The sequence below is a fragment of the Aeromonas sp. FDAARGOS 1410 genome (genome assembly GCF_019048745.1).
GTDB classification, from domain to species: Bacteria; Pseudomonadota; Gammaproteobacteria; order Enterobacterales; family Aeromonadaceae; genus Aeromonas; species Aeromonas jandaei.
In genome coordinates this window covers 2,286,490-2,304,274 of record NZ_CP077401.1, presented here as the reverse complement: position 1 = coordinate 2,304,274, position 17,785 = coordinate 2,286,490, and the positions used below count along the sequence as shown (strand labels likewise).

Genomic DNA, 17,785 nt, shown 5'->3' with positions numbered 1-17,785 from the left:
TTGGAAATCGATACGCGCACTAAAACGCCAAGAGCTTAGCTACGCCACTGACCGCCGCTCATCACCTTCGTGATGGCGAGCGAAGCTGATTTGATCAACAGCAAGTCAGCATCCTGACCGACCCCGATCCGCCCCTTGCCGCCAAGCCCCAGCGCCTGCGCCGGGTTGGCGCTCACGACCGCCAGCGCTACCTCGAGCGGCACCCCGAGCTGGCAGGCACGAACGCACTCCTGCCACAGGCTGGCGATCTGGCCGCAGCGCATCTCGATAAGGCGCCCCTCGCCATCAAAGCGCGGCAGACTGGCGTTGGCATCGGAGCTGAAGCTGATGCGATCGGCTGGTACGTTGGCGGCCAACAGCTCCACCAGCGCATCGGCCGCCAACCGTTCGCCATCCTCAACCAGATCGGGAAAGCTGGAGGTGGTGAGATCGACCCAGCCTCCCGCCTTGCCCCATTCGATCGCCTCGGCGAAGAGCCAGGGGTTGCGGTTGCAGTGGGTCGGATAGAGCTGGCGCAGCGGAATATCGGTTTTGTCACGCAGGGCCCGCAGTGGCGCCAGGGCGCCCTGACCATCGCCCAGATGAAAGAAGCTGACCCCGCTCTTGCCCGCGAGCAACCCGGCCACCCGTGCCTCGCTCACAAGACGGGCCAGCTCGTCGTGGGTTGGTGCACTGGATCTGTGGTCGCTGATAGCCACCTCTCCCACCCCCAGCACTTCGGGGATCAGGATGATGTCGGACTCCACCGTGCCGGTGATGCTCTTGACCGGCAGATGGTAGGAGCCGGTATACATGAAGGCGCTCACGCCGGCGGCGCGAAACTCACGCACCTTGCCGAGCACCTGAGCCGGCGAGCGGGTCAGACTGTCGGTGCCAAGCGCCGCCACCAGCGTGGTCACTCCGGCCTTGAGCGCCTCGCTCGCCGCCAGTTCCGGGGTGCGAAAGGCAAAGCCCCCCTCACCGCCACCTCCCGTAATATGCGCCAGCGGATCCACCATGCCGGGCACCAGATAGTGACCCCGTCCATCGACACGCATCAGTGGCCAGTCGGCGGGCACGCTCATTCCCTTGCCCATCCAGGCGATGCGGCCATCCGCCACCAGCAGATCCTGCTGGCCAAGGTAGGCGGGGCTGAAAATTTCGGCCCCCTCGATCAGGGTCAACATCATGGTTACTCCTCGCTCAATACCGTGACATGCCATCAGGCAGATGAACTATTTACCCACTATTGGCGCGCCGGTGAAAGCACTTCCTGAACAAGACTTTCATGAGAGATGGAAGATCCGCTACTCTCAGCGGCACTATCCGTTCGCAGGCCCCGCTTTCATCATGAACTTTCTGGCTCACCTTCATCTGGCCGCCCACACCGGAAGCTCCCTCACCGGCAACCTGCTCGGCGATTTCGTTAAAGGTTCTCTGCCAACGGGTCTTGCCGCACCGTTTGACGAGGGGATCTGGCTGCACCGCAAAATTGATGCCTTCACCGATGGCCATCCCGAGCACAAGGCGGCCGTTGCCTGTTTCGAGGCCCCCTGGCGCCGTTTTGGCGGCATAGTGGTGGATATGCTTTACGACCACTGGCTGAGCCAGCACTGGCAAGCCTTCAGCGCAGATCCCCTGCCCCGCTTTCTCACGCAGAGCTATGGCCAGCTGCTGGCTGACCACCACGTCCTGCCAGAGGGGTTGCCGCTTCCCCTCAAACGGATGGCCGAGCAGAACTGGATCGCCTCCTATCAGCGCAAAGAGGGGCTGGCGCAGGCCCTCAATGGTATTGGCCGCCGGCTACGCCGCCCGATGCCGCTCGGCGATGCGCTGCTCACCCTTGATGAAGCGCAATGGCGAGGGTGCGAAGCAGGATTTCTGCGCTTCTACCCGCAACTGATGGGTCACAGCGTGCAGCAGCTGGCCCTGCTCCGGGCTGATTCGGGTCTGATATCACCGCCATAAAAAACGCCCCTTGCGGGGCGTTCTTCATCACATTGCTGCACGTTACTTCTTGCATTACTTGGCTTCGTCACTTGGCTTCGTCTTTCTTCTTGCGAATGCTGAGGCCCAGTTCGCGGCCACGCAGACGGGCGTAGTAGATGGTGCCGACAAACGCGAGGGTGGTGAACAGCAGCTCCACCACCGCCAGCCAACGCTCCCCCTCATCCGTGGTGATCAGGGTCAGGGCGTGGAGGAAGTAGGGCATCAGCACGAAGTTGCCCCAGGCGTGGGTATAGGGGTTGCCCTGCACTATCCCCTTGAGGGGGAAGAGCAGCGGCACCGTCCAGATCACCGGCAGCAGCCAGGGGTTGAGGTCGGGATGGGGCGAGAGCCACAGATGCCAGAGGATGACCCAGCCCAGCAGACCAAAGAAGCCGACCAAAGTCAGCCAACGTGCGAAGCGGGTGCTCACTGGAGGATCTCCAGCACCTGCTCCGGCGGGCGACCAATACGGGCCTGACCGTTCTTGATGACGATGGGGCGCTCGATAAGCTTGGGATGCTGGTGCATGGCACGAATAAGGTCGTCGCCATTCACTTCGCCGAGGCCCAGCTCCTTGTAGAGATCTTCCTTGGTGCGCATCAGCTGGCGCGGGTCGCTAAAGCCAAGCAGGGTCAGCAGCTTGCGGATCTCCTCTTCACTCGGGGCCTGCTCCAGATAGAGCACCACATCAGGGGCGATCCCGTGCTGTTCCAGCAGCGCCAGGGTTTCACGGCTCTTCGAGCAGCGCGGATTGTGGTAGATTTGGGTCTCGCTCATGGTAACTCCCTGATTAATCGCAAGATGGGATTAGAAACGGCGCTATTGTAGGGGAAAGTGATGGTCAGGGTAAGCGGCAGTGGAAAGGAATTGAAACGAATTTGTTGGCTGATTGTGGCTGGCCTGCTGGGCGCCTGCACGCCCGCCCCCGAATTTACCGACGCGATGGGGCAAAGGGTGGCCCTTGACCACTTTGCCGGCAAGCCGCTCTTGGTCAACTACTTCGCCCCCTGGTGTGCCCCCTGCCTGCGAGAGATGCCGCACCTCAACGCGCTGGCTACCGAAGGAGAGATCGCCGTGGTGGCGATCAACTACGACCCGACCACCCCGGCAGAGCTGGACAAGCTGGCCGCCCAGTACCACATCAAGGTGCCGCTCCTTATTGCCAATGAGGATGCCAGGCTCCCCTTCCCTCGCCCAAGCGGGCTGCCTACCAGCTACCTGCTCGATAGTGAGGGCAAGCTCAAACAGACGCTGGTTGGTGAACTGGGTCAATCGCAGATCGACGCCCTCAAGGCATCCATCAGGCATCCGGGCAACTGAGCGGCCCACAGCGCTCAAAGCTGTTTCTCTGACTCACCATAAACAACAAGGGCGCACTCTGGTGCGCCCTTGAATAACCTCTCGTCACCCCTTGAGGCTGTCGAGATCCTTCTTGGCTCGCTCCAGCTCGGTGATACGCGCCTCCAGTCGAGCCAGAGTCATCCGGTCACTGGTGGTGCCGCGCGCCACGATCAGCTCGTCGATAGCCGCCTGATAATCACCGCGCAGAGAGAGGATTTCAGCCCGCGCCATGTGCAGCTCGGTCATTCTACCCGCCTTGCGATAGGCGTCAGAGAGCAGGTTCCAGGCCAGATTGTTCTCCTCATGCGCGCGAGCATAGGGGTCAAGGATGGCGATGGACTTCTTGTAGTTGCCGCTTTCGAGATAGGCGTTGCCAAGGTTGACCACCACCACCTCGTTGTCCGGCATCTGGCTGCGGAACTTCTCGAGGCGCGCGATGGCCTGGGCACTGCGCCCCTTGGCCAGATCGATGTCGGTCTGGGCATCGACGATAAAGAGATCTTCCGGATGACGGGTGGCCAGCTCCTTCATCAGCGTGTCCGCTTCGTCGGTGCGTTTAAGCTGGATCAGCGCCAACGCCTTGCCATAGATGGCGGCATCCTTGAGCGGGTAATCCCCTTTCTGGATCCGGCTATCGAAGTAACTCAGCATCCCCTGCGGGGTATCGGTGCCATAGCGCACCTGAATGCGCACCTTGGCCAACCAGAAGTCGAGGCTCGGCGGCAAGTCGCGGCGGCCATAGCTGCTCGCCCGGGCACGGGCCTCGCTGATCCGGGTCTCCGGCAGCGGGTGAGTCAGCAGCATTTCGGGCGGCTTGCTGGCATAGCGATACTCGGCAGCCAGTTTCTGGAAGAAGTTGGCCATCCCCATGGGATCGAAACCGGCATCGTAGAGGGTCTTCATACCGATCCGGTCCGCTTCGTATTCGTTGTCGCGGGTGTAGTTGATGGCAGACTGCATGGAGAGGCCCAGCGTGGTCTGCAACGCCGCAATACCGGCGGTCGGGTTGATCACCGCCAGTGCGATGGAGCCCACCAGACCGGCCAGAGTCACCGCAGAGCTGCTTGCCTGCGCTTCCATATAGCGGGCGATGTGACGCTGGGTCACGTGGGTGATTTCGTGGGCCAGTACCGAGGCCAGCTCGCTCTCGCTATCGGCGTAGAGAAACAGGCCGGTGTGCACCTTGACCCGCCCGCCAAGGAAGGCGGCCGCGTTGATGCTGGGGTCATTGATGAGGAAGAAGGTAAACGGGAAACGCACCCCATCGGCGTTGGAGAGCAAGCGCTGCCCCAGATCGTCGATATATTGGCTCAACACGGGATCATCGATGATCGGCAAACCGGCACGGGCAAAGCGCATGAAGGCGTTGCCATAGCGTACCTCCTGCTCGATGGGCAGGGCCGATACCCCGGCGGTACCTATATCGGGAAGCTGATTGTTCGCCTCGGCATGAAACGTGGCGCCCATCAGGGAAGCCAACAGGGGAAGTGATGCCATCAGGGGGGAAAAGCGTGCCACGTTATCTCTATCTCCATCAGAAAGGGCCTCGGCAGAATACCCTTGCCCATCAAGGGCTACAAGCGTTGTTTCATGCTCTTATCACGGCCATAATAGCGGCCATCTGCGTGATGGAGCCACCATGGAATATCTCGACCTGACCCCCTGGCGCTGTCCCGAGCCGCTGATCCGGCTCAAGCTCTGGTTGCGGGAGGCCAAAACCGGTCAAACCGTGACCATACGGCTGGCCGATGCGGGCTCCCGGCAGGATATTCCGGCCTATCTGCAGCGTCTCGGCCACGGGGTCATTCTCACCCCGGAGCCGGACAATACCCTCTCTTTGCAGCTGGTTGTCGGGGCGACACAGCCATCTTGAGCCCCTGTCGTGTAAGGATGCAGTCATGTTAGAAGTCTTGAAGCGCTGGTATCAGACCCGGTTCTCCGATCCCGATGCCGTTACCCTCTTCCTGTTGCTGGTCTTCTGCTTTGCCATCATCTGGCTGTTTGGCGATCTGCTGGCCCCCCTGCTGGTGGCGCTGGTGATGGCCTATCTGCTGGAGTGGCCGGTGGCCCGGCTGCAAAAGGCGGGGTTGTCGCGCACCCTGGCCACCAGCGTCATTCTGATCCTCTTTATTACGGTGGCGGTCGCCGCCATGTTGGGCCTTATCCCGACGCTGGTCAGTCAGGGGATTAATCTGGCCAAAGAGGCGCCGGCCATGCTGACTCACGCTCAGGATTATGTCCGCACCCTGCCTGACCGCTATCCCGAACTCATCGACGTCAGTCTGGTGGAGACCGTCATCGACAATATCCGCCAGCGCATTCTCAGTGGCGGCGAGCATCTGGTGAGCGCCTCTCTCAGCTCGCTGGTGAACGTGGTGGCCATCATGATCTACCTGATCCTGGTGCCGCTGATGGTCTTCTTCATGCTCAAGGACAAGCGAGTCTTGATGGGCAGCCTGCGCCGCTTCCTGCCGCGCAACCGCACCCTGGTCAACCGGGTGTGGGTCGAGATGAACAACCAGATCATCAACTACATCCGCGGCAAGGTGATCGAGATCCTGATCGTCGGCATTGCCACCTATGTCCCCTTCGCCCTGATGGGGCTGCGTTATTCGGTGCTGCTGGCGGTCGCTGTCGGCTTCTCGGTGCTGATCCCCTACATAGGCGCTGCCGTGGTGACGGTGCCGGTAGCCATGGTCGCCCTGTTCCAGTGGGGCCTCACCCCGGAGTTCGCCTGGCTGATGGTGGCCTATCTGGTCATTCAGGCCCTCGATGGCAACCTGCTGGTACCGGTGCTCTTCTCGGAGGCGGTCAACCTCCATCCGGTCGCCATCATCATCGCCGTGCTGGTCTTTGGCGGACTATGGGGATTCTGGGGGGTCTTCTTCGCCATTCCCCTCGCCACCCTGGTCAAGGCGGTGATCAATGCCTGGCCAAAACGCGAAGATCTGCCGAGCGCCGCGAAATAACCGACTTCCCATGCAATCGTGACAACGGAGTGTCCATGACCTTTTTTCGTCAAATCAGAGCGGCAGGGCTGACGGCCCTGCTCCTCGCTGCCGCCCTGCCCGCCCGCGCCGATATCGACCTTGGCTCCATGGATCTGCTCACCAGCGACAGCCCCACCAGTCCGGTGCCACAAGGCTTTGTCGCCGGTGCGGCGCTCATCGGGGGACAAGCCCGCTATGAGGCGCAGGATAATGCCACCTACGCAATCCCGGGCTTTATCTACTTCGGCAAGCAGTTCATGTTTCTCGGCGATCGGGCGCGCTACTACTTCCACAAGGATGAACATGTCGCCCTGTATGGCTATGGCCGAGTGCGTTTTGGCAATCTGGATCCCGAGGATTCGCCCGTCTTCAGCGGCATGGAACAGCGCAAATGGCAGCTGGAAGGCGGGATCGGTGGCAACATCATCACCCCCTACGCCCTGCTGACCGTGCGCGCCAACAGCGATATCACCGGCCGCAGCAAGGGTCAGGAGCTGCTGCTGTGGGCCGACTTCCCCATCCAGCGCGACAACCTGCTTATCATGCCGGGGATGGGGGTGATGCTGCGCAGCGACAAGATGGCCAACTACTACTTCGGCGGCATCTCCGAAAGCGAGGCCACCGCCCAGCGGCCCGCCTGGGATACGGGCTCAACCCTCTCCCCCATGGCGGCGCTCATCACCAGCTACCGCTTCAGTCCCAACTGGATTGGCATGTTTGCCATGAACTACGAATTGTATGATCGGGACATTAAAAACAGCCCCATCGTCCAACACGACGGCGAGCTCTATGCAGGATTTGCCTTGGGCTATATCTGGTAACGGTGATGAGCCGTGAGATACGAACAAACAACAGGGAGCCCTCGGCTCCCTTTTTCACGACCATCTTCAGGCTACCCATTCAGGCTTATAGCGCCGCCAGAAACCCGGTCAGCTGCTGATTGACGAAGGCCGGATTTTCCAGCGATGAGATGTGGCCAGCTGCCGGGATCTCCCTGAACGGGCAACCCAGTACCTCGGCCATCAGATAGCCCTCCAGCACCGGGCGCGCCTTGTCCTCGCAGCCGGTCATCACCAAGGCAGGAGTGGTGATCTCCTCCAGCCACTCGATGCGATCTTCACGGGTCACAAAGCTGCGGCCCACCGCCACCATGGCTGCAATCTTATCCTTTGGCCAGGCGGCAAGACGCGCCTTGAAACCACTCATCAACGCTTCATCAGGCTGATTGGCAAAAAAGAGCGGCGCCACCTGTTCGACGATAGGCGCCGGCACGGTGCCAAGCTGCTCGATCATCGCCAGCATGCCAAGGTAGCGCTCGCAGGTGATCTGCGGCTCGAGGCCAACGAAGCTGTCCATCAGCACCAGTCCCTTGAGGCGAGCTGGGGCCATGCGCTCCAGTTCCACACCCCACATGCCACCGATGGAGAGGCCCACCAGCACGAACTCATCGACGCCGAGGGCATCGAGCAGCGCCAGATGATCGCGCGCCAGGGTTGCCAGCGTGCAGGCGCCTTCCGGAAGCAGATCGGAATCGCCGTGGCCCCACAGATCGGGAACGATGCAGCGATAGCTGCCCTTGAGCGCCTCTATTTGCGGCGCCCACATGGCGCTATCCCACAGGTAGCTATGACCAAACAGCAGCACCGGCCCTTGCCCTTCATCCAGATAGGCCATCCGGCGGCCCGCTATCTCCATAAAATGCTTCATGTTATCTCCTGTTGCCAGCGATGGGCGGGCAGTGTATCACGTCCCCCTTGGCAGTCGACTCTCCCTGGTGCAAGCTGAAGTGACGGCAAGAAGGGACTCAAAGAGGAGAAGAAGATGCCGAAGGACAAGAGCAAGAAGCGGCCACGTCTGGACAAGAAATGTTATGAACACCACCTCGCCCACCTGCAGGAGGAGCTGGTCAAGCTGCAGGAGTGGGTCAAGCAGGAGGGGCTCAAGGTGGTGGTACTGTTCGAGGGACGGGACGCTGCCGGCAAGGGGGGCGTCATCAAGGCGATCACCGAGCCCCTGAATCCTCGGGTCTGCCGTGTGACGGCGCTGCCCGCCCCCTCGGACCGCGAGCGCTCCCAGTGGTACTTTCAGCGCTATGTCGCCCACCTGCCCGCTGCTGGCGAGATGGTGCTGTTTGATCGCTCCTGGTACAACCGCGCCGGGGTAGAGCGGGTGATGGGCTTTTGCAGCGACGCCGAGTATCGCGAGTTTCTGCGCGCCTGCCCCGAGTTCGAGCGGATGCTGATCCGCTCCGGCATCACCCTGATCAAATACTGGTTCTCGGTCTCCGATGAGGAGCAGGAGAAGCGCTTCAAGGAGCGGATCAACACCCCTATCAAGCGCTGGAAGTTCAGCCCGATGGACTTGCAGTCCCGCTCGCGCTGGGTCGAATACTCCCGCGCCAAAGATGACATGTTCACCTACACCGACACCCAGGACAGCCCCTGGTTTGTGGTGGAGGCCGACGACAAGCGCCGCGCCCGCCTCAACTGCATCGCCCATCTGCTAGGCAAGGTGCCCTACGAGGCGATCCACTACGAGCCCATCAAGCTCCCCCCCATCAAGACCGAAGGGTACGAACGCCCGCCCCTGACCAGCCAGACCTTTGTGCCCGATATTACTGCCGATCTCGAGGGCTAAGCGCAGCTACCGCGCCTGCCGGTTTAGCCAAACGGCAGGCAATAAAAAGCCGGTCGCAAGACCGGCAAAAAGGCATTGAAGATACGGAAAACTTGCACCAAACCGCGATCAGGTACGGATGTACTTGGCAGTGCGGGGGAACGCCTGCTCCTTGGCATCGAACAGATAGCAGGCTTCAGCCGGGATCCCCACGCTGTAGCTCTGGCCGGTCGCCACATCCACGTCGGAGGTGGTCTTGACGGTAAAGTCGTGACCATCCACATCCATATAGACGAATGATTCGGCCCCCAGATGCTCGGCAACCTGCACTACGCCGCTCAGCTTGCTGTCGGCATGGGCGTGGCTCAGCGGCACCAGATGCTCCGGGCGGATACCCAGCTCAACCTTGTCACCCACCGCGCCACGACGGGCATCGACCCGCACCCGCACGCTGTCGCCGGTAGAGAGCTTGACCACGCACTCCTGCTCGCCAATCTCCATCAGCTCGGCAGCCAGGAAGTTCATCTTGGGCGAACCGATAAAACCGGCCACAAACTTGTTGTCCGGGTTGTGGTAGAGGTCGAGCGGTGAACCGAACTGCTCCAGGTTGCTGGCGGCATCGGCCTTGAGCGGACTCAGCACCACAATCTTGTCAGCCAGGGTCATCGCTTCCACCTGATCGTGGGTCACGTAGATGATGGTGGAGTTGAGCTCCTTGTGCAGCTTGGCGATCTCGATCCGCATCTTGACCCGCAACGCGGCGTCGAGGTTGGAGAGCGGCTCGTCAAACAGGAACACCTGCGGCTGCTGCACGATGGAGCGACCGATGGCAACCCGCTGGCGCTGACCGCCGGAGAGTGCCTTGGGCTTGCGCTCCAGCAGCGGCTCCAGACCCAGAATTTCAGCGGCACGCATCACCCGCTTGTGGATGTTCTCCTTGTCCATCTTCTTGAGCTTCAGACCAAAGGCCATGTTCTCGTAGATGTTCATGTGCGGATAGAGGGCGTAGGACTGGAACACCATGCCGACGTTGCGCTCTACCGGCGGCACGTCGTTCATGTAGCGACCGCCGATGGTCAGCTCACCGCTGGTGATGTCTTCCAGACCCGCGATCATCCGCAGCAGGGTGGATTTGCCGCAGCCGGACGGACCGACGAAGACGATGAACTCGCCCTCCTTGATGGAGAGGTTGATATTGCGCAGGGTGTCCTTGTGAACAGCCGGGTCGTAATTTTTGCGAACGTTGTTGAGTACTACTTCAGCCATGACGAGCTCCGCTCTTGAATCTTTGCAAATCGTGATAGCGGGGGGAGTCAGCTCCCCCGGCCATAAACTTAACCTTTCACACCACCGGCAGTCAGACCGCCAACCAGCCAGCGCTGTGCCAGCAGGAACACCACTGTGATGGGGAAGCCGGAGAGCACAGCGGCTGCGGCAAAGTCACCCCACAGGTAGTTCTGCGGATAGAGGTACTGCTGGGCTCCGACCGCCAGGGTCAGATTGTTCACATCCTGCAGCAGGATGGAGGCCATGGGCACCTCGGTAATGGAACCGATAAAGGCCAGAATGAACACCACCGCCAGAATGGGCACCGACAGGGGCAACAGGATCAGGCGGAATGCCTGCCACGGAGTCGCACCGTCGATGGCCGCAGCCTCCTCCAAAGAGGAGTCGATGGTCTCGAAGTAGCCCTTGATGGTCCAGACGTGCAGGGCGATACCGCCCATGTAGGCGAGGATCAGGCCACCGTGGGTGTTGAGACCCAGCCAGGGGATGTAGTCACCAATCTTGTTAAAGAGCGCGTAGATGGCCACCAGTGCCAGCACTGCCGGGAACATCTGGAAAATCAGCATGCCCTGCAGGATGGTGGACTTGCCACGAAAACGCAGACGGGCAAAGGCGTAGGCACAGGTGGTGGAGAGCGTCACGATCATCAGGGCAGTGATGCCGGCGATCTTGATGGAGTTCCACAACCAGGTCAGCACCGGGAACGGCGGCGGTGTGATGCTGCCGTCGGCGTTGGTGATGGAGATGCCCAGCGCCAGTTTCCAGTGATCCAGGGTCGGATTGGAGGGGATGATCTCCCCTACCGCAAAGTTACCGTTACGGAACGAGATGGCGATAACCATGATCAACGGGAAGATGATCAGTGCCAGGAAGCCCCACATGACCAGGTGGGTTGCCCACACCCGGTATTTGACTGATTTGGGTTGTACGATTGCCATGTTGAAGCCTCCTTACAGCTGTTTGTCGGCTTTGGACAATTTCAGGTTGAGCAGCGCCAGCGCACCTACGATGAGGAAGATGGCGGTGGCGATGGCACTGGCCAGACCGTAGTCCTGACCACCCGATCCCTGGAATGCAATCCGGTAGGTGTAGCTCACCAGCAGGTCGGTAGTACCGGCCGGAGTGCTGGCACCGATGATGTCCGGAGCACCGTTGGTCAACAACTGGATAAGTACGAAGTTGTTGAAGTTGAATGCGAACGAGGCAATCAACAGCGGGGTCAGCGGCTTCATCAGCAGCGGCACGGTGATCTTGAAGAAGTTCTGCACCGGACCGGCACCGTCCATGGCGGACGCTTCATAGAGATCTTCCGGGATAGCTTTGAGCAGGCCCATGCAGAGGATCATCATGTAGGGGTAGCCCAGCCAGGTGTTGACGATCAGGATCATCACCTTGGCCAGCATGGGATTGGTATACCAGTCCGGCTTGATGCCAAAGGCCGCTTCCAGGAACATGTTGATCTCACCGAAGTTCTGGTTGAACAACCCCTTGAACACCAGGATGGAGATAAACGCTGGGATCGCGTAGGGCAGGATCAGCATGACCCGATAGAAGCCGCGCCCCTTGAGCGATTCCCATTGCACCAGACAGGCCAGCACCATACCGATGGCCAGAGTGAACGCCACGGAACAGGCAGAGAAGATCACGGTCCAGACGAAGATCTGCAGGAACGGCGCCTGAATACCCGGGTCAGTCACGATGCGGGCGAAGTTCTTCCAACCCACGCTGACCACAAAGCCCGGAGCAATGCCCTTGCCGACAAACTGGCCCTGATCGTCGATGTACTGGTAGAAACCGGTCTCGCCGTTGGGCAGCATCAGCTCGCCGCTCTGGTTGTCGCGCAGCAGGTTGCTGTCTTTGATCACCACGCCGGATTTGAGCACGGCGCCATCCATCAGACGGGTGTACTGGGACTTCTGGGCGGCAAACTTGCGCAGGCTGCTCAGGGTCAGATGGGTGGAACCATCGGGCAGCACCAGATCCAGCGCGCTCAGGTGGGTGCGATGATCCACGATGGCACGAATGGGGGCCGGTTTGCTGGCGATCTCGCCAGTGACCGGAATCAGCTCGATGACCTGAGGAGTTGCCTGTGCCCGACCTTCACTCACGGCCAGCTCGCGGGCCTTGTTGTTCATCAGGGTAACGGGTTGGCTGATATAGGCGTGATCATCCTGGTTCAGCTGCAGCTGGAACTGGCCGTTGTCGCCACCCAGCAGCGTAAAATCGAATTCACCGCCCGCCACCTTGTAGGTTTTCTTCAGATGATAATCACGAGCCTGCTCCACGGAGAGCAAGTTGGTGCCTGAATAGTTGGTGAAGGCGATGCCAATCGTGTAGGCAAGAGGGAAGATGATAAATACAACCATGCCAGCCACACCCGGAAAGATGTAGCGATGGGCATAGGTCTTCTTGTTCATGAAGACATACAGACCGACGGATACCACCACCAGATCCAGCAGCGCGAATACCCACTCGCCACTGGCGTACATCATCACGGCTGCGTAGCCGTTGAGGATGGCGACCAGGGCCGCGATAGTCCACTTAAGCCAGGTGTGCTTATCCTTCGGACCGGCATAGGACTCAACAGAAGGTACTACTTCCATGCCAATTAACCTTTATAACGCCAAGAGATATTTGAGAGAGAGGGAGGCCATTGCGGCCTCCCGGGTAGTGCGTGCTTACTGAACGATACGCTTGGCAGCGGTATCCAGCGCTTCGTCAACACCTTGACGACCGGAGGTCACGTTCTTGAGGGCAGTTTCGAAGGAGGACCAGAAACGGCTCATCTCGGGCACGGACGGCATCGGCTCGCCAGCCTGGGCGTTCAGCATGGTGGCCTTGATGTGCGGATCGGATTCCAGAGTCTTCTGGAAGGATTTCAGCGCAACGGCACCCAGCGGCTTGTCGGCGTTGACCGGAGCCAGACCGGCATCGGTCAGCAGGTAGTTTTCCAGGAACTCGATGGCCAGATCCTTGTTCGGGCTGGCGGCGTTGATGGTGGCACCCAGTACGCCAACGAAGGCTTTAGCCGGTTTGCCCTTCAGGGTCGGCAGCGGCGCTACGCCGTACTTGATACCGCTCTTGTCCAGGTTGCTCCAGGCCCAGGGACCGTTGATCATCATGGCCACTTCGCCCTTGTTGAACTTGGCATCCATTACGCCGTAGTCGATACCCTTCTCCAGGTGACCGGATTTGATCATCTCGGAGATGTAGCCTACGCCGATCTTGGCGCCAGCGTTGTTCACGCCGGTGTCTTTCACGTCATAACCGGTAGCGGTTTTCTTGAAGGCGTAGCCACCGTTTGCAGCCACCAGCGGGTAGCTGAAGTAGGGGGTGTCATACGCCCACATGATGGCGCGCTTGCCGTTCTTCTTCAGAGTCTCGTCAATCTTGGCGATCTCTTCGAAGGTCTTCGGCGGCTCAGGCAGCAGATCCTTGTTGTAGATCAGGCTGACTGCTTCCATGGCAACCGGGTAGCCATAGGTTTTACCGTCAACAGTCATGGCATCCCATGCCAGCTGTTCGAATTTGGCTTTGGTGGCAGCGCTCGGCGTTACCGGAACCAGCAGACCGGCCTTGACCCACTCACCGTAACGGTCGTGAGCCCAGAAGAAGATGTCCGGGCCGTTGCCAGTGGCGGCGGCTTGCTGGAATTTCACTTCAACCTGATCCGGGTGAGCAACAGTAACCTTGATGCCGGTTTCTGCTTCAAACTTCTTACCCACTTCAGCCAGACCGTTGTATCCCTTGTCACCGTTGATCCAGATGGTCAGCTGGCCTTCATCGATGGCAGCAGTAGCAGTGCAAGCGACGCCAAGAGTGGCCAGACCGATCAGGGATGACAGCAATTTCTTTTTCATGAGCCTTTCCTTGTAGTAGTTCCGCGCTGTAAGAGCATTGTGTGCGAAGTGAATATTATCCCAAGCGTCATTCGCCTCACATGACGCAACTCGCATTTTTGAAATGCAATTACGTATTTCCTTCCAGAAAGTTTTGAAAACATTTTCTTAAATCGGGGAAATAACCCTGTTTATCGGCTTATTTCAAAACAACAACCGAAATATAATTACCAAACTGAAATATAATTACCTCAATGAAAGGGTTTTCACTTGAATGAAAACCCTTTCAGGTGGTTTATTTTGTTTGATCTGTTAACAAAGCACCGGCCCGGTTTCGCCCAGCCCCTTTCGCCCAATAAAAAAGAGACTCTGCCAAGGCAGAGTCTCTTTTTGCCGGAAATGACGGCTTGATCACATTACGACTGGCGCAGCAGCTGATCCTTGAGGTTGGGCGGTACCCCCTTGATGGTCAGGGTGTCGGTCTGCGGGTCATAAAACACGCGGCTGTTCAACAACTTCTGCTCAAAACTCAGGGTCAGACCGCCGCCGGAACCAACAAACTTGGTCAGCCCGCGCAGGGTAGAACGGTCGGCCGGGAAGCGCTCTTCCAGTTCGTACTCCTGACCAATGAAGCTGTAAAAATCGAGGTCCCCCTCGCCGGCATCTTTTGCGGAGAGTTCCGCCGACAGCTCCTTGATCTCGATCTCTTCACCGGCACTCGCCTGTTCGGTGCAATATTTGAAAACCTGCTTTTTATAGTCATTGCGCTCTGCCGGTTCGAGCTGACGACTCTCGCAATAATCTTCAACCGCCTGCAGCAGCCCTTTATTCTGGATCTTGGCATCCATTCCTTCACGGGCACCCAGCAGATCCATAAAGAAGTCGCCCAGCTTGCGACCAATGCGTCCCTTGCTGAAGGTAATATAACGGCGTGACTCGGGTTGGGTTTTCCACTCGGTCAAATCGATGCGGGCCACCAGATTGAGTTTGCCAATATCGAGATACTGGATATGACGCAACTCCAGCGCTTCGCTGACGGTGACGCTCTCCTTGCCCTCCAGCAGGGCGATCATCAGATAATCGACACCGACATAGTTGTATTTGGCAATCAGCAATACCCCCTGCTCATCGAGGGCGTGCTCCACCAGCTGTTTGACCAGCATCTGGGTCACATTGACCGAGAAGGGCACGAATTCGGTCTGCTCGCCGAGCAGCTGTTCGAGAGCAATGCGAAACGCGGGAGAGGGCTGCTTGGGGGCCTCTTCCCCCTCCGCCAGCTCGGCGACGGCAGGCTCGGGGTCGGCGAAGAAGCCAAAGCCCTTGCCTCCCTTGCCGTTATAGATGCGATGCAGTTCCGCCATCAGCCCCTGTACCGCCTCGTCGGGAGGCAGGGTCTGGCTGCGGGTATCGGCGTGTGGTTGACCATCGCCGCCCTGGCGCAGGGAGTGAAGTATGATCTTGTCGATATCGAGACTCATGTCACAAAGCCATAGTGTTAGCCGAAAGGGTGAAGTATTATAAGGCGCTTTGAACCGAGATGAACTGAAGATTATGCCCATCGTATCAAAGTACAATAACGAGCAGTTTGACGCCCTGATGAACGACCTGATCACCGCCCTGGAGAAGCACAAGGCGCCGGTGGATCTCAGTCTGATGGTGCTCGGCAACCTGACTACCAATATCATCAACGGTATGGCTCCGGCCCAGCGTCAGGCCATCACCGAAAAGTTTGTCCAGGCCCTGACCGCATCGGTCGATAACCGCCACGACACGCACTGAGTCCCCGACTCTGTTGATTTGACGTTTCTCAACGCAGATGGATCACTATGGTCGAAACCGGTAACCCCTATCGTGATAATGTCTCTCGCCTGATCACCTGGGGGCATTGGTTCTCCTTCTTCAACATCATTCTCGCCATGCTGATTGCCACCCGTTATCTGGGCGCCATCAGCTGGCCGTCGACCACCCTTGGCGTGGTCTACCTCGTTGTAAGCTGGATTGGCCACTTCTCGTTCTTAAGTTTCGTCACCTACCTGCTGACGATCTTCCCTTTGAGCTTCGTATTGCCCAAAGAGAAGCCCCTACGCTTCATCTCCACCGTCGTGGCGACGCTGGCGCTTGTGCTGCTGCTCATCGACACCCAGGTATTCCGGCTCTTCAAGTTCCACCTCAATGCCCAGGTGTGGCAGTTGTTGCTGGATCAGGCCCAGACCGAGGAGGGCTCGATCTGGAGCATCATCTTCGTCGCCGTGCCGACCATCTTCCTGCTGCAACTGCTGCTGTCTGCCTATGTCTGGCGCAAGATCAACAAGCGCAAGCGCCGTCAGTACGGCAATCAGGTAGGGCTGGCGCTGCTGGTCTGCTTTATCCTGACCCACGTGGTCAACAGCTGGGCGGATGCCACCCTGTATCAGCCCATCACCATGCAGCGCGCCAACTTCCCGCTCTCCTACCCCATGACGGCCCGCTCCTTCCTGGCCAAACATGGCTGGCTGGATCTGGATCAGTACGAGAAGCAGGCAGCCAGCCAGAGCGATGACAGTGACAGCCGGATCCGCTATCCGTTGCGGCCGCTCAACGTCAATGCGCCCCTCACCCACAGCAACCTGCTGATTGTGGTGGTCGATTCGCTGCGCTTTGACATGCTCAACAACATCAACATGCCCAATCTGCAGCGCTATGCGGATCAGCATCTCAGCTTCCGCAATCACCTGAGCGGCGGCAACGATGACTTGATGGGGATGTTCAGCCTCTTTTATGGCCTGCCCGGTCACTACTACAAAGAGATCAGCAGCGACAAACGCCCGCCGGTGCTGTTTGACGAACTGCTGCGTCAGGATTACCAGTTCGGCCTGTTCGGGGCGATAGAAGATGGTCAGAAGTATCGCAAGAGCATCCTCGCCGGTCTGCGCAAACAGGTGTTTGTCTCCGAGCAGACCAACGACGGCAAGCTGCTGACCGACTGGCTGCAGTGGCTGGAGAAACGCACGCTGGAGCGCCCCTGGTTCTCGCTGGTCTATCTCTCAAGTCCTGGCGACTACCAGCTGCCCGCGACTATGAAGGGTCCTTTCCAGCCGGAGCTGACCAACTTCAATCCGGCCACCGCCTATCGGGCGGAAAACCTGGTGAAGCTGGAGAATCGCTACAAGAACTCGGTCTTCTATACCGACCAGTTGCTGGAAGAGATGCTGACCAAACTGCAGTTGCAGGGCATGGACAGCAATACGGTGGTGGTCATTACCTCCAACCATGGCCAGGAGTTCAACGACACCCAGAGCAACAGCTGGGGCGCTGGCAGCAACTACTCCCTCTATCAGGTACAGGTGCCCATGGTGGTGGCCTGGCCTGGCCGCAGCAGCCAGGTGATCGAGCAGCCGAGCAGCCATTTCGACCTGGCGCCGACCCTGATGCAGGGAATGCTGGGGGTGCGCAACCCGCCGCGTGATTACAGCATTGGTCGCTCGCTGTTCGACTTCAGCCCGCGCAACTGGCTGCTGGCCGGGGATCTGAACGACTTTGCCATCTACCAGAGCGGAACCATCACCCACTTCAACAAACAGGGTGACTTCGAGCTGCTGGATCGCAACAGCTATCAACCCATCAAGCGGGCCACCCCCGACATGGGCGCCATGATCCAGGTAATGAACGAGCTCAACCGCTTCTACCGTCACCCCTGACAGCCATCTCTCTCAAACAAAACGCCCCGGCATTCGGGGGCGTTTTTTTGGAGTGGCGCCAAGCAAT

18 protein-coding genes are annotated in these 17,785 nt (G+C 59.2%); 8 read left to right on the top strand and 10 right to left on the bottom strand.

Annotation, left to right across the window (positions count from 1 at the left end):
- Positions 1-35: 35 nt before the first annotated feature.
- Positions 36-1,166: a beta-aspartyl-peptidase gene (iadA, locus tag I6L40_RS10835; protein WP_064340140.1), complete on the bottom strand. Its 1,131-nt coding sequence runs from the start codon at positions 1,164-1,166 to the stop codon at positions 36-38.
- A 163-nt stretch (positions 1,167-1,329) separates the two neighbouring features.
- Here iadA and I6L40_RS10830 point away from each other — a divergent pair, with 163 nt between their 5' ends.
- Entirely contained in the window at positions 1,330-1,947 is a 618-nt protein-coding gene (locus I6L40_RS10830) for an ACP phosphodiesterase (protein ID WP_216994246.1), read from the top strand.
- 67 nt (positions 1,948-2,014) lie between these two features.
- Here the strand turns inward: I6L40_RS10830 and I6L40_RS10825 are convergent, their stop codons facing one another.
- On the bottom strand, positions 2,015-2,398 hold the full coding sequence (locus I6L40_RS10825) for a DUF2069 domain-containing protein (RefSeq protein ID WP_216994245.1): 384 nt from the start codon (positions 2,396-2,398) through the stop codon (positions 2,015-2,017).
- A complete protein-coding gene (gene arsC, locus I6L40_RS10820; RefSeq protein WP_216994244.1) occupies positions 2,395-2,745 on the bottom strand; it encodes an arsenate reductase (glutaredoxin) in 351 nt (116 codons plus the stop codon). The genes I6L40_RS10825 and arsC overlap by 4 nt, the downstream gene beginning before the upstream one ends.
- A gap of 60 nt (positions 2,746-2,805) precedes the next feature.
- Here arsC and I6L40_RS10815 point away from each other — a divergent pair, with 60 nt between their 5' ends.
- Positions 2,806-3,288: a TlpA disulfide reductase family protein gene (locus I6L40_RS10815; protein WP_071911466.1), complete on the top strand. Its 483-nt coding sequence runs from the start codon at positions 2,806-2,808 to the stop codon at positions 3,286-3,288.
- 84 nt (positions 3,289-3,372) lie between these two features.
- On the opposite strand, the gene I6L40_RS10810 is transcribed toward I6L40_RS10815, so the two are convergent.
- A complete protein-coding gene (locus I6L40_RS10810) occupies positions 3,373-4,827 on the bottom strand; it encodes a M48 family metalloprotease (RefSeq protein ID WP_367948931.1) in 1,455 nt (484 codons plus the stop codon).
- A gap of 121 nt (positions 4,828-4,948) precedes the next feature.
- On the opposite strand from I6L40_RS10810, the gene I6L40_RS10805 reads away from it, so the two are divergent.
- From I6L40_RS10805 to I6L40_RS10795, 3 genes are read left to right on the top strand one after another with little or no spacing between them, the layout of a single operon-like run.
- Positions 4,949-5,182, top strand: a complete 234-nt coding sequence (locus I6L40_RS10805) for a sulfurtransferase TusA family protein (RefSeq protein WP_042029966.1) — start codon at positions 4,949-4,951, stop codon at positions 5,180-5,182.
- A gap of 25 nt (positions 5,183-5,207) precedes the next feature.
- Entirely contained in the window at positions 5,208-6,278 is a 1,071-nt protein-coding gene (locus I6L40_RS10800) for an AI-2E family transporter (protein ID WP_216994243.1), read from the top strand.
- A 35-nt stretch (positions 6,279-6,313) separates the two neighbouring features.
- On the top strand, positions 6,314-7,120 hold the full coding sequence (locus I6L40_RS10795; RefSeq protein WP_071911470.1) for a MipA/OmpV family protein: 807 nt from the start codon (positions 6,314-6,316) through the stop codon (positions 7,118-7,120).
- Between the two features lie 85 nt (positions 7,121-7,205).
- Here I6L40_RS10795 and I6L40_RS10790 read toward each other — a convergent pair whose 3' ends face one another.
- Entirely contained in the window at positions 7,206-8,006 is an 801-nt protein-coding gene (locus I6L40_RS10790; protein WP_071911472.1) for an alpha/beta fold hydrolase, read from the bottom strand.
- Between the two features lie 114 nt (positions 8,007-8,120).
- Between I6L40_RS10790 and ppk2 the strand changes: the two genes are divergently transcribed.
- Positions 8,121-8,936: a polyphosphate kinase 2 gene (gene ppk2 / locus I6L40_RS10785; protein WP_043849822.1), complete on the top strand. Its 816-nt coding sequence runs from the start codon at positions 8,121-8,123 to the stop codon at positions 8,934-8,936.
- 108 nt (positions 8,937-9,044) lie between these two features.
- On the opposite strand, the gene I6L40_RS10780 is transcribed toward ppk2, so the two are convergent.
- The 5 genes from I6L40_RS10780 to yejK all read right to left on the bottom strand — a co-directional run bounded on the left by I6L40_RS10780 (position 9,045) and on the right by yejK (position 15,519).
- A complete protein-coding gene (locus I6L40_RS10780) occupies positions 9,045-10,181 on the bottom strand; it encodes an ABC transporter ATP-binding protein (protein WP_042029975.1) in 1,137 nt (378 codons plus the stop codon).
- A 68-nt stretch (positions 10,182-10,249) separates the two neighbouring features.
- Positions 10,250-11,140, bottom strand: a complete 891-nt coding sequence (gene malG, locus I6L40_RS10775) for a maltose ABC transporter permease MalG (RefSeq protein WP_041209357.1) — start codon at positions 11,138-11,140, stop codon at positions 10,250-10,252.
- A 12-nt stretch (positions 11,141-11,152) separates the two neighbouring features.
- Entirely contained in the window at positions 11,153-12,805 is a 1,653-nt protein-coding gene (malF, locus tag I6L40_RS10770) for a maltose ABC transporter permease MalF (protein ID WP_071911474.1), read from the bottom strand.
- Between the two features lie 75 nt (positions 12,806-12,880).
- Complete coding sequence (malE, locus tag I6L40_RS10765; protein ID WP_033116010.1) at positions 12,881-14,062, bottom strand: maltose/maltodextrin ABC transporter substrate-binding protein MalE; 1,182 nt, start codon at positions 14,060-14,062, stop codon at positions 12,881-12,883.
- 395 nt (positions 14,063-14,457) lie between these two features.
- The gene (gene yejK / locus I6L40_RS10760) at positions 14,458-15,519 is read right to left on the bottom strand and encodes a nucleoid-associated protein YejK (protein ID WP_071911476.1); all 1,062 of its coding nucleotides are present in this window, start codon (positions 15,517-15,519) and stop codon (positions 14,458-14,460) included.
- A gap of 73 nt (positions 15,520-15,592) precedes the next feature.
- Here yejK and I6L40_RS10755 point away from each other — a divergent pair, with 73 nt between their 5' ends.
- Together I6L40_RS10755 and I6L40_RS10750 are read left to right on the top strand one after the other, a co-directional pair.
- A complete protein-coding gene (locus tag I6L40_RS10755) occupies positions 15,593-15,820 on the top strand; it encodes a YejL family protein (RefSeq protein WP_005344699.1) in 228 nt (75 codons plus the stop codon).
- A gap of 47 nt (positions 15,821-15,867) precedes the next feature.
- Entirely contained in the window at positions 15,868-17,718 is a 1,851-nt protein-coding gene (locus I6L40_RS10750) for a DUF3413 domain-containing protein (RefSeq protein WP_071911478.1), read from the top strand.
- Positions 17,719-17,785: the final 67 nt, after the last annotated feature.

Bases quoted from the DNA above. Each gene is read 5' to 3' on its own strand.
- I6L40_RS10790 (WP_071911472.1), bottom strand. From the start codon at position 8,006: ATGAAGCATTTTATGGAGATAGCGGGCCGCCGGATGGCCTATCTGGAT.
- I6L40_RS10800 (WP_216994243.1), top strand. From the start codon at position 5,208: ATGTTAGAAGTCTTGAAGCGCTGGTATCAGACCCGGTTCTCCGATCCC.
- I6L40_RS10755 (WP_005344699.1), top strand. From the start codon at position 15,593: ATGCCCATCGTATCAAAGTACAATAACGAGCAGTTTGACGCCCTGATG.
- malE (WP_033116010.1), bottom strand. From the start codon at position 14,062: ATGAAAAAGAAATTGCTGTCATCCCTGATCGGTCTGGCCACTCTTGGC.
- malF (WP_071911474.1), bottom strand. From the start codon at position 12,805: ATGGAAGTAGTACCTTCTGTTGAGTCCTATGCCGGTCCGAAGGATAAG.
- yejK (WP_071911476.1), bottom strand. From the start codon at position 15,519: ATGAGTCTCGATATCGACAAGATCATACTTCACTCCCTGCGCCAGGGC.
- arsC (WP_216994244.1), bottom strand. From the start codon at position 2,745: ATGAGCGAGACCCAAATCTACCACAATCCGCGCTGCTCGAAGAGCCGT.
- I6L40_RS10805 (WP_042029966.1), top strand. From the start codon at position 4,949: ATGGAATATCTCGACCTGACCCCCTGGCGCTGTCCCGAGCCGCTGATC.
- I6L40_RS10815 (WP_071911466.1), top strand. From the start codon at position 2,806: ATGGTCAGGGTAAGCGGCAGTGGAAAGGAATTGAAACGAATTTGTTGG.
- iadA (WP_064340140.1), bottom strand. From the start codon at position 1,166: ATGTTGACCCTGATCGAGGGGGCCGAAATTTTCAGCCCCGCCTACCTT.
- I6L40_RS10750 (WP_071911478.1), top strand. From the start codon at position 15,868: ATGGTCGAAACCGGTAACCCCTATCGTGATAATGTCTCTCGCCTGATC.
- malG (WP_041209357.1), bottom strand. From the start codon at position 11,140: ATGGCAATCGTACAACCCAAATCAGTCAAATACCGGGTGTGGGCAACC.
- I6L40_RS10795 (WP_071911470.1), top strand. From the start codon at position 6,314: ATGACCTTTTTTCGTCAAATCAGAGCGGCAGGGCTGACGGCCCTGCTC.
- I6L40_RS10830 (WP_216994246.1), top strand. From the start codon at position 1,330: ATGAACTTTCTGGCTCACCTTCATCTGGCCGCCCACACCGGAAGCTCC.
- ppk2 (WP_043849822.1), top strand. From the start codon at position 8,121: ATGCCGAAGGACAAGAGCAAGAAGCGGCCACGTCTGGACAAGAAATGT.
- I6L40_RS10780 (WP_042029975.1), bottom strand. From the start codon at position 10,181: ATGGCTGAAGTAGTACTCAACAACGTTCGCAAAAATTACGACCCGGCT.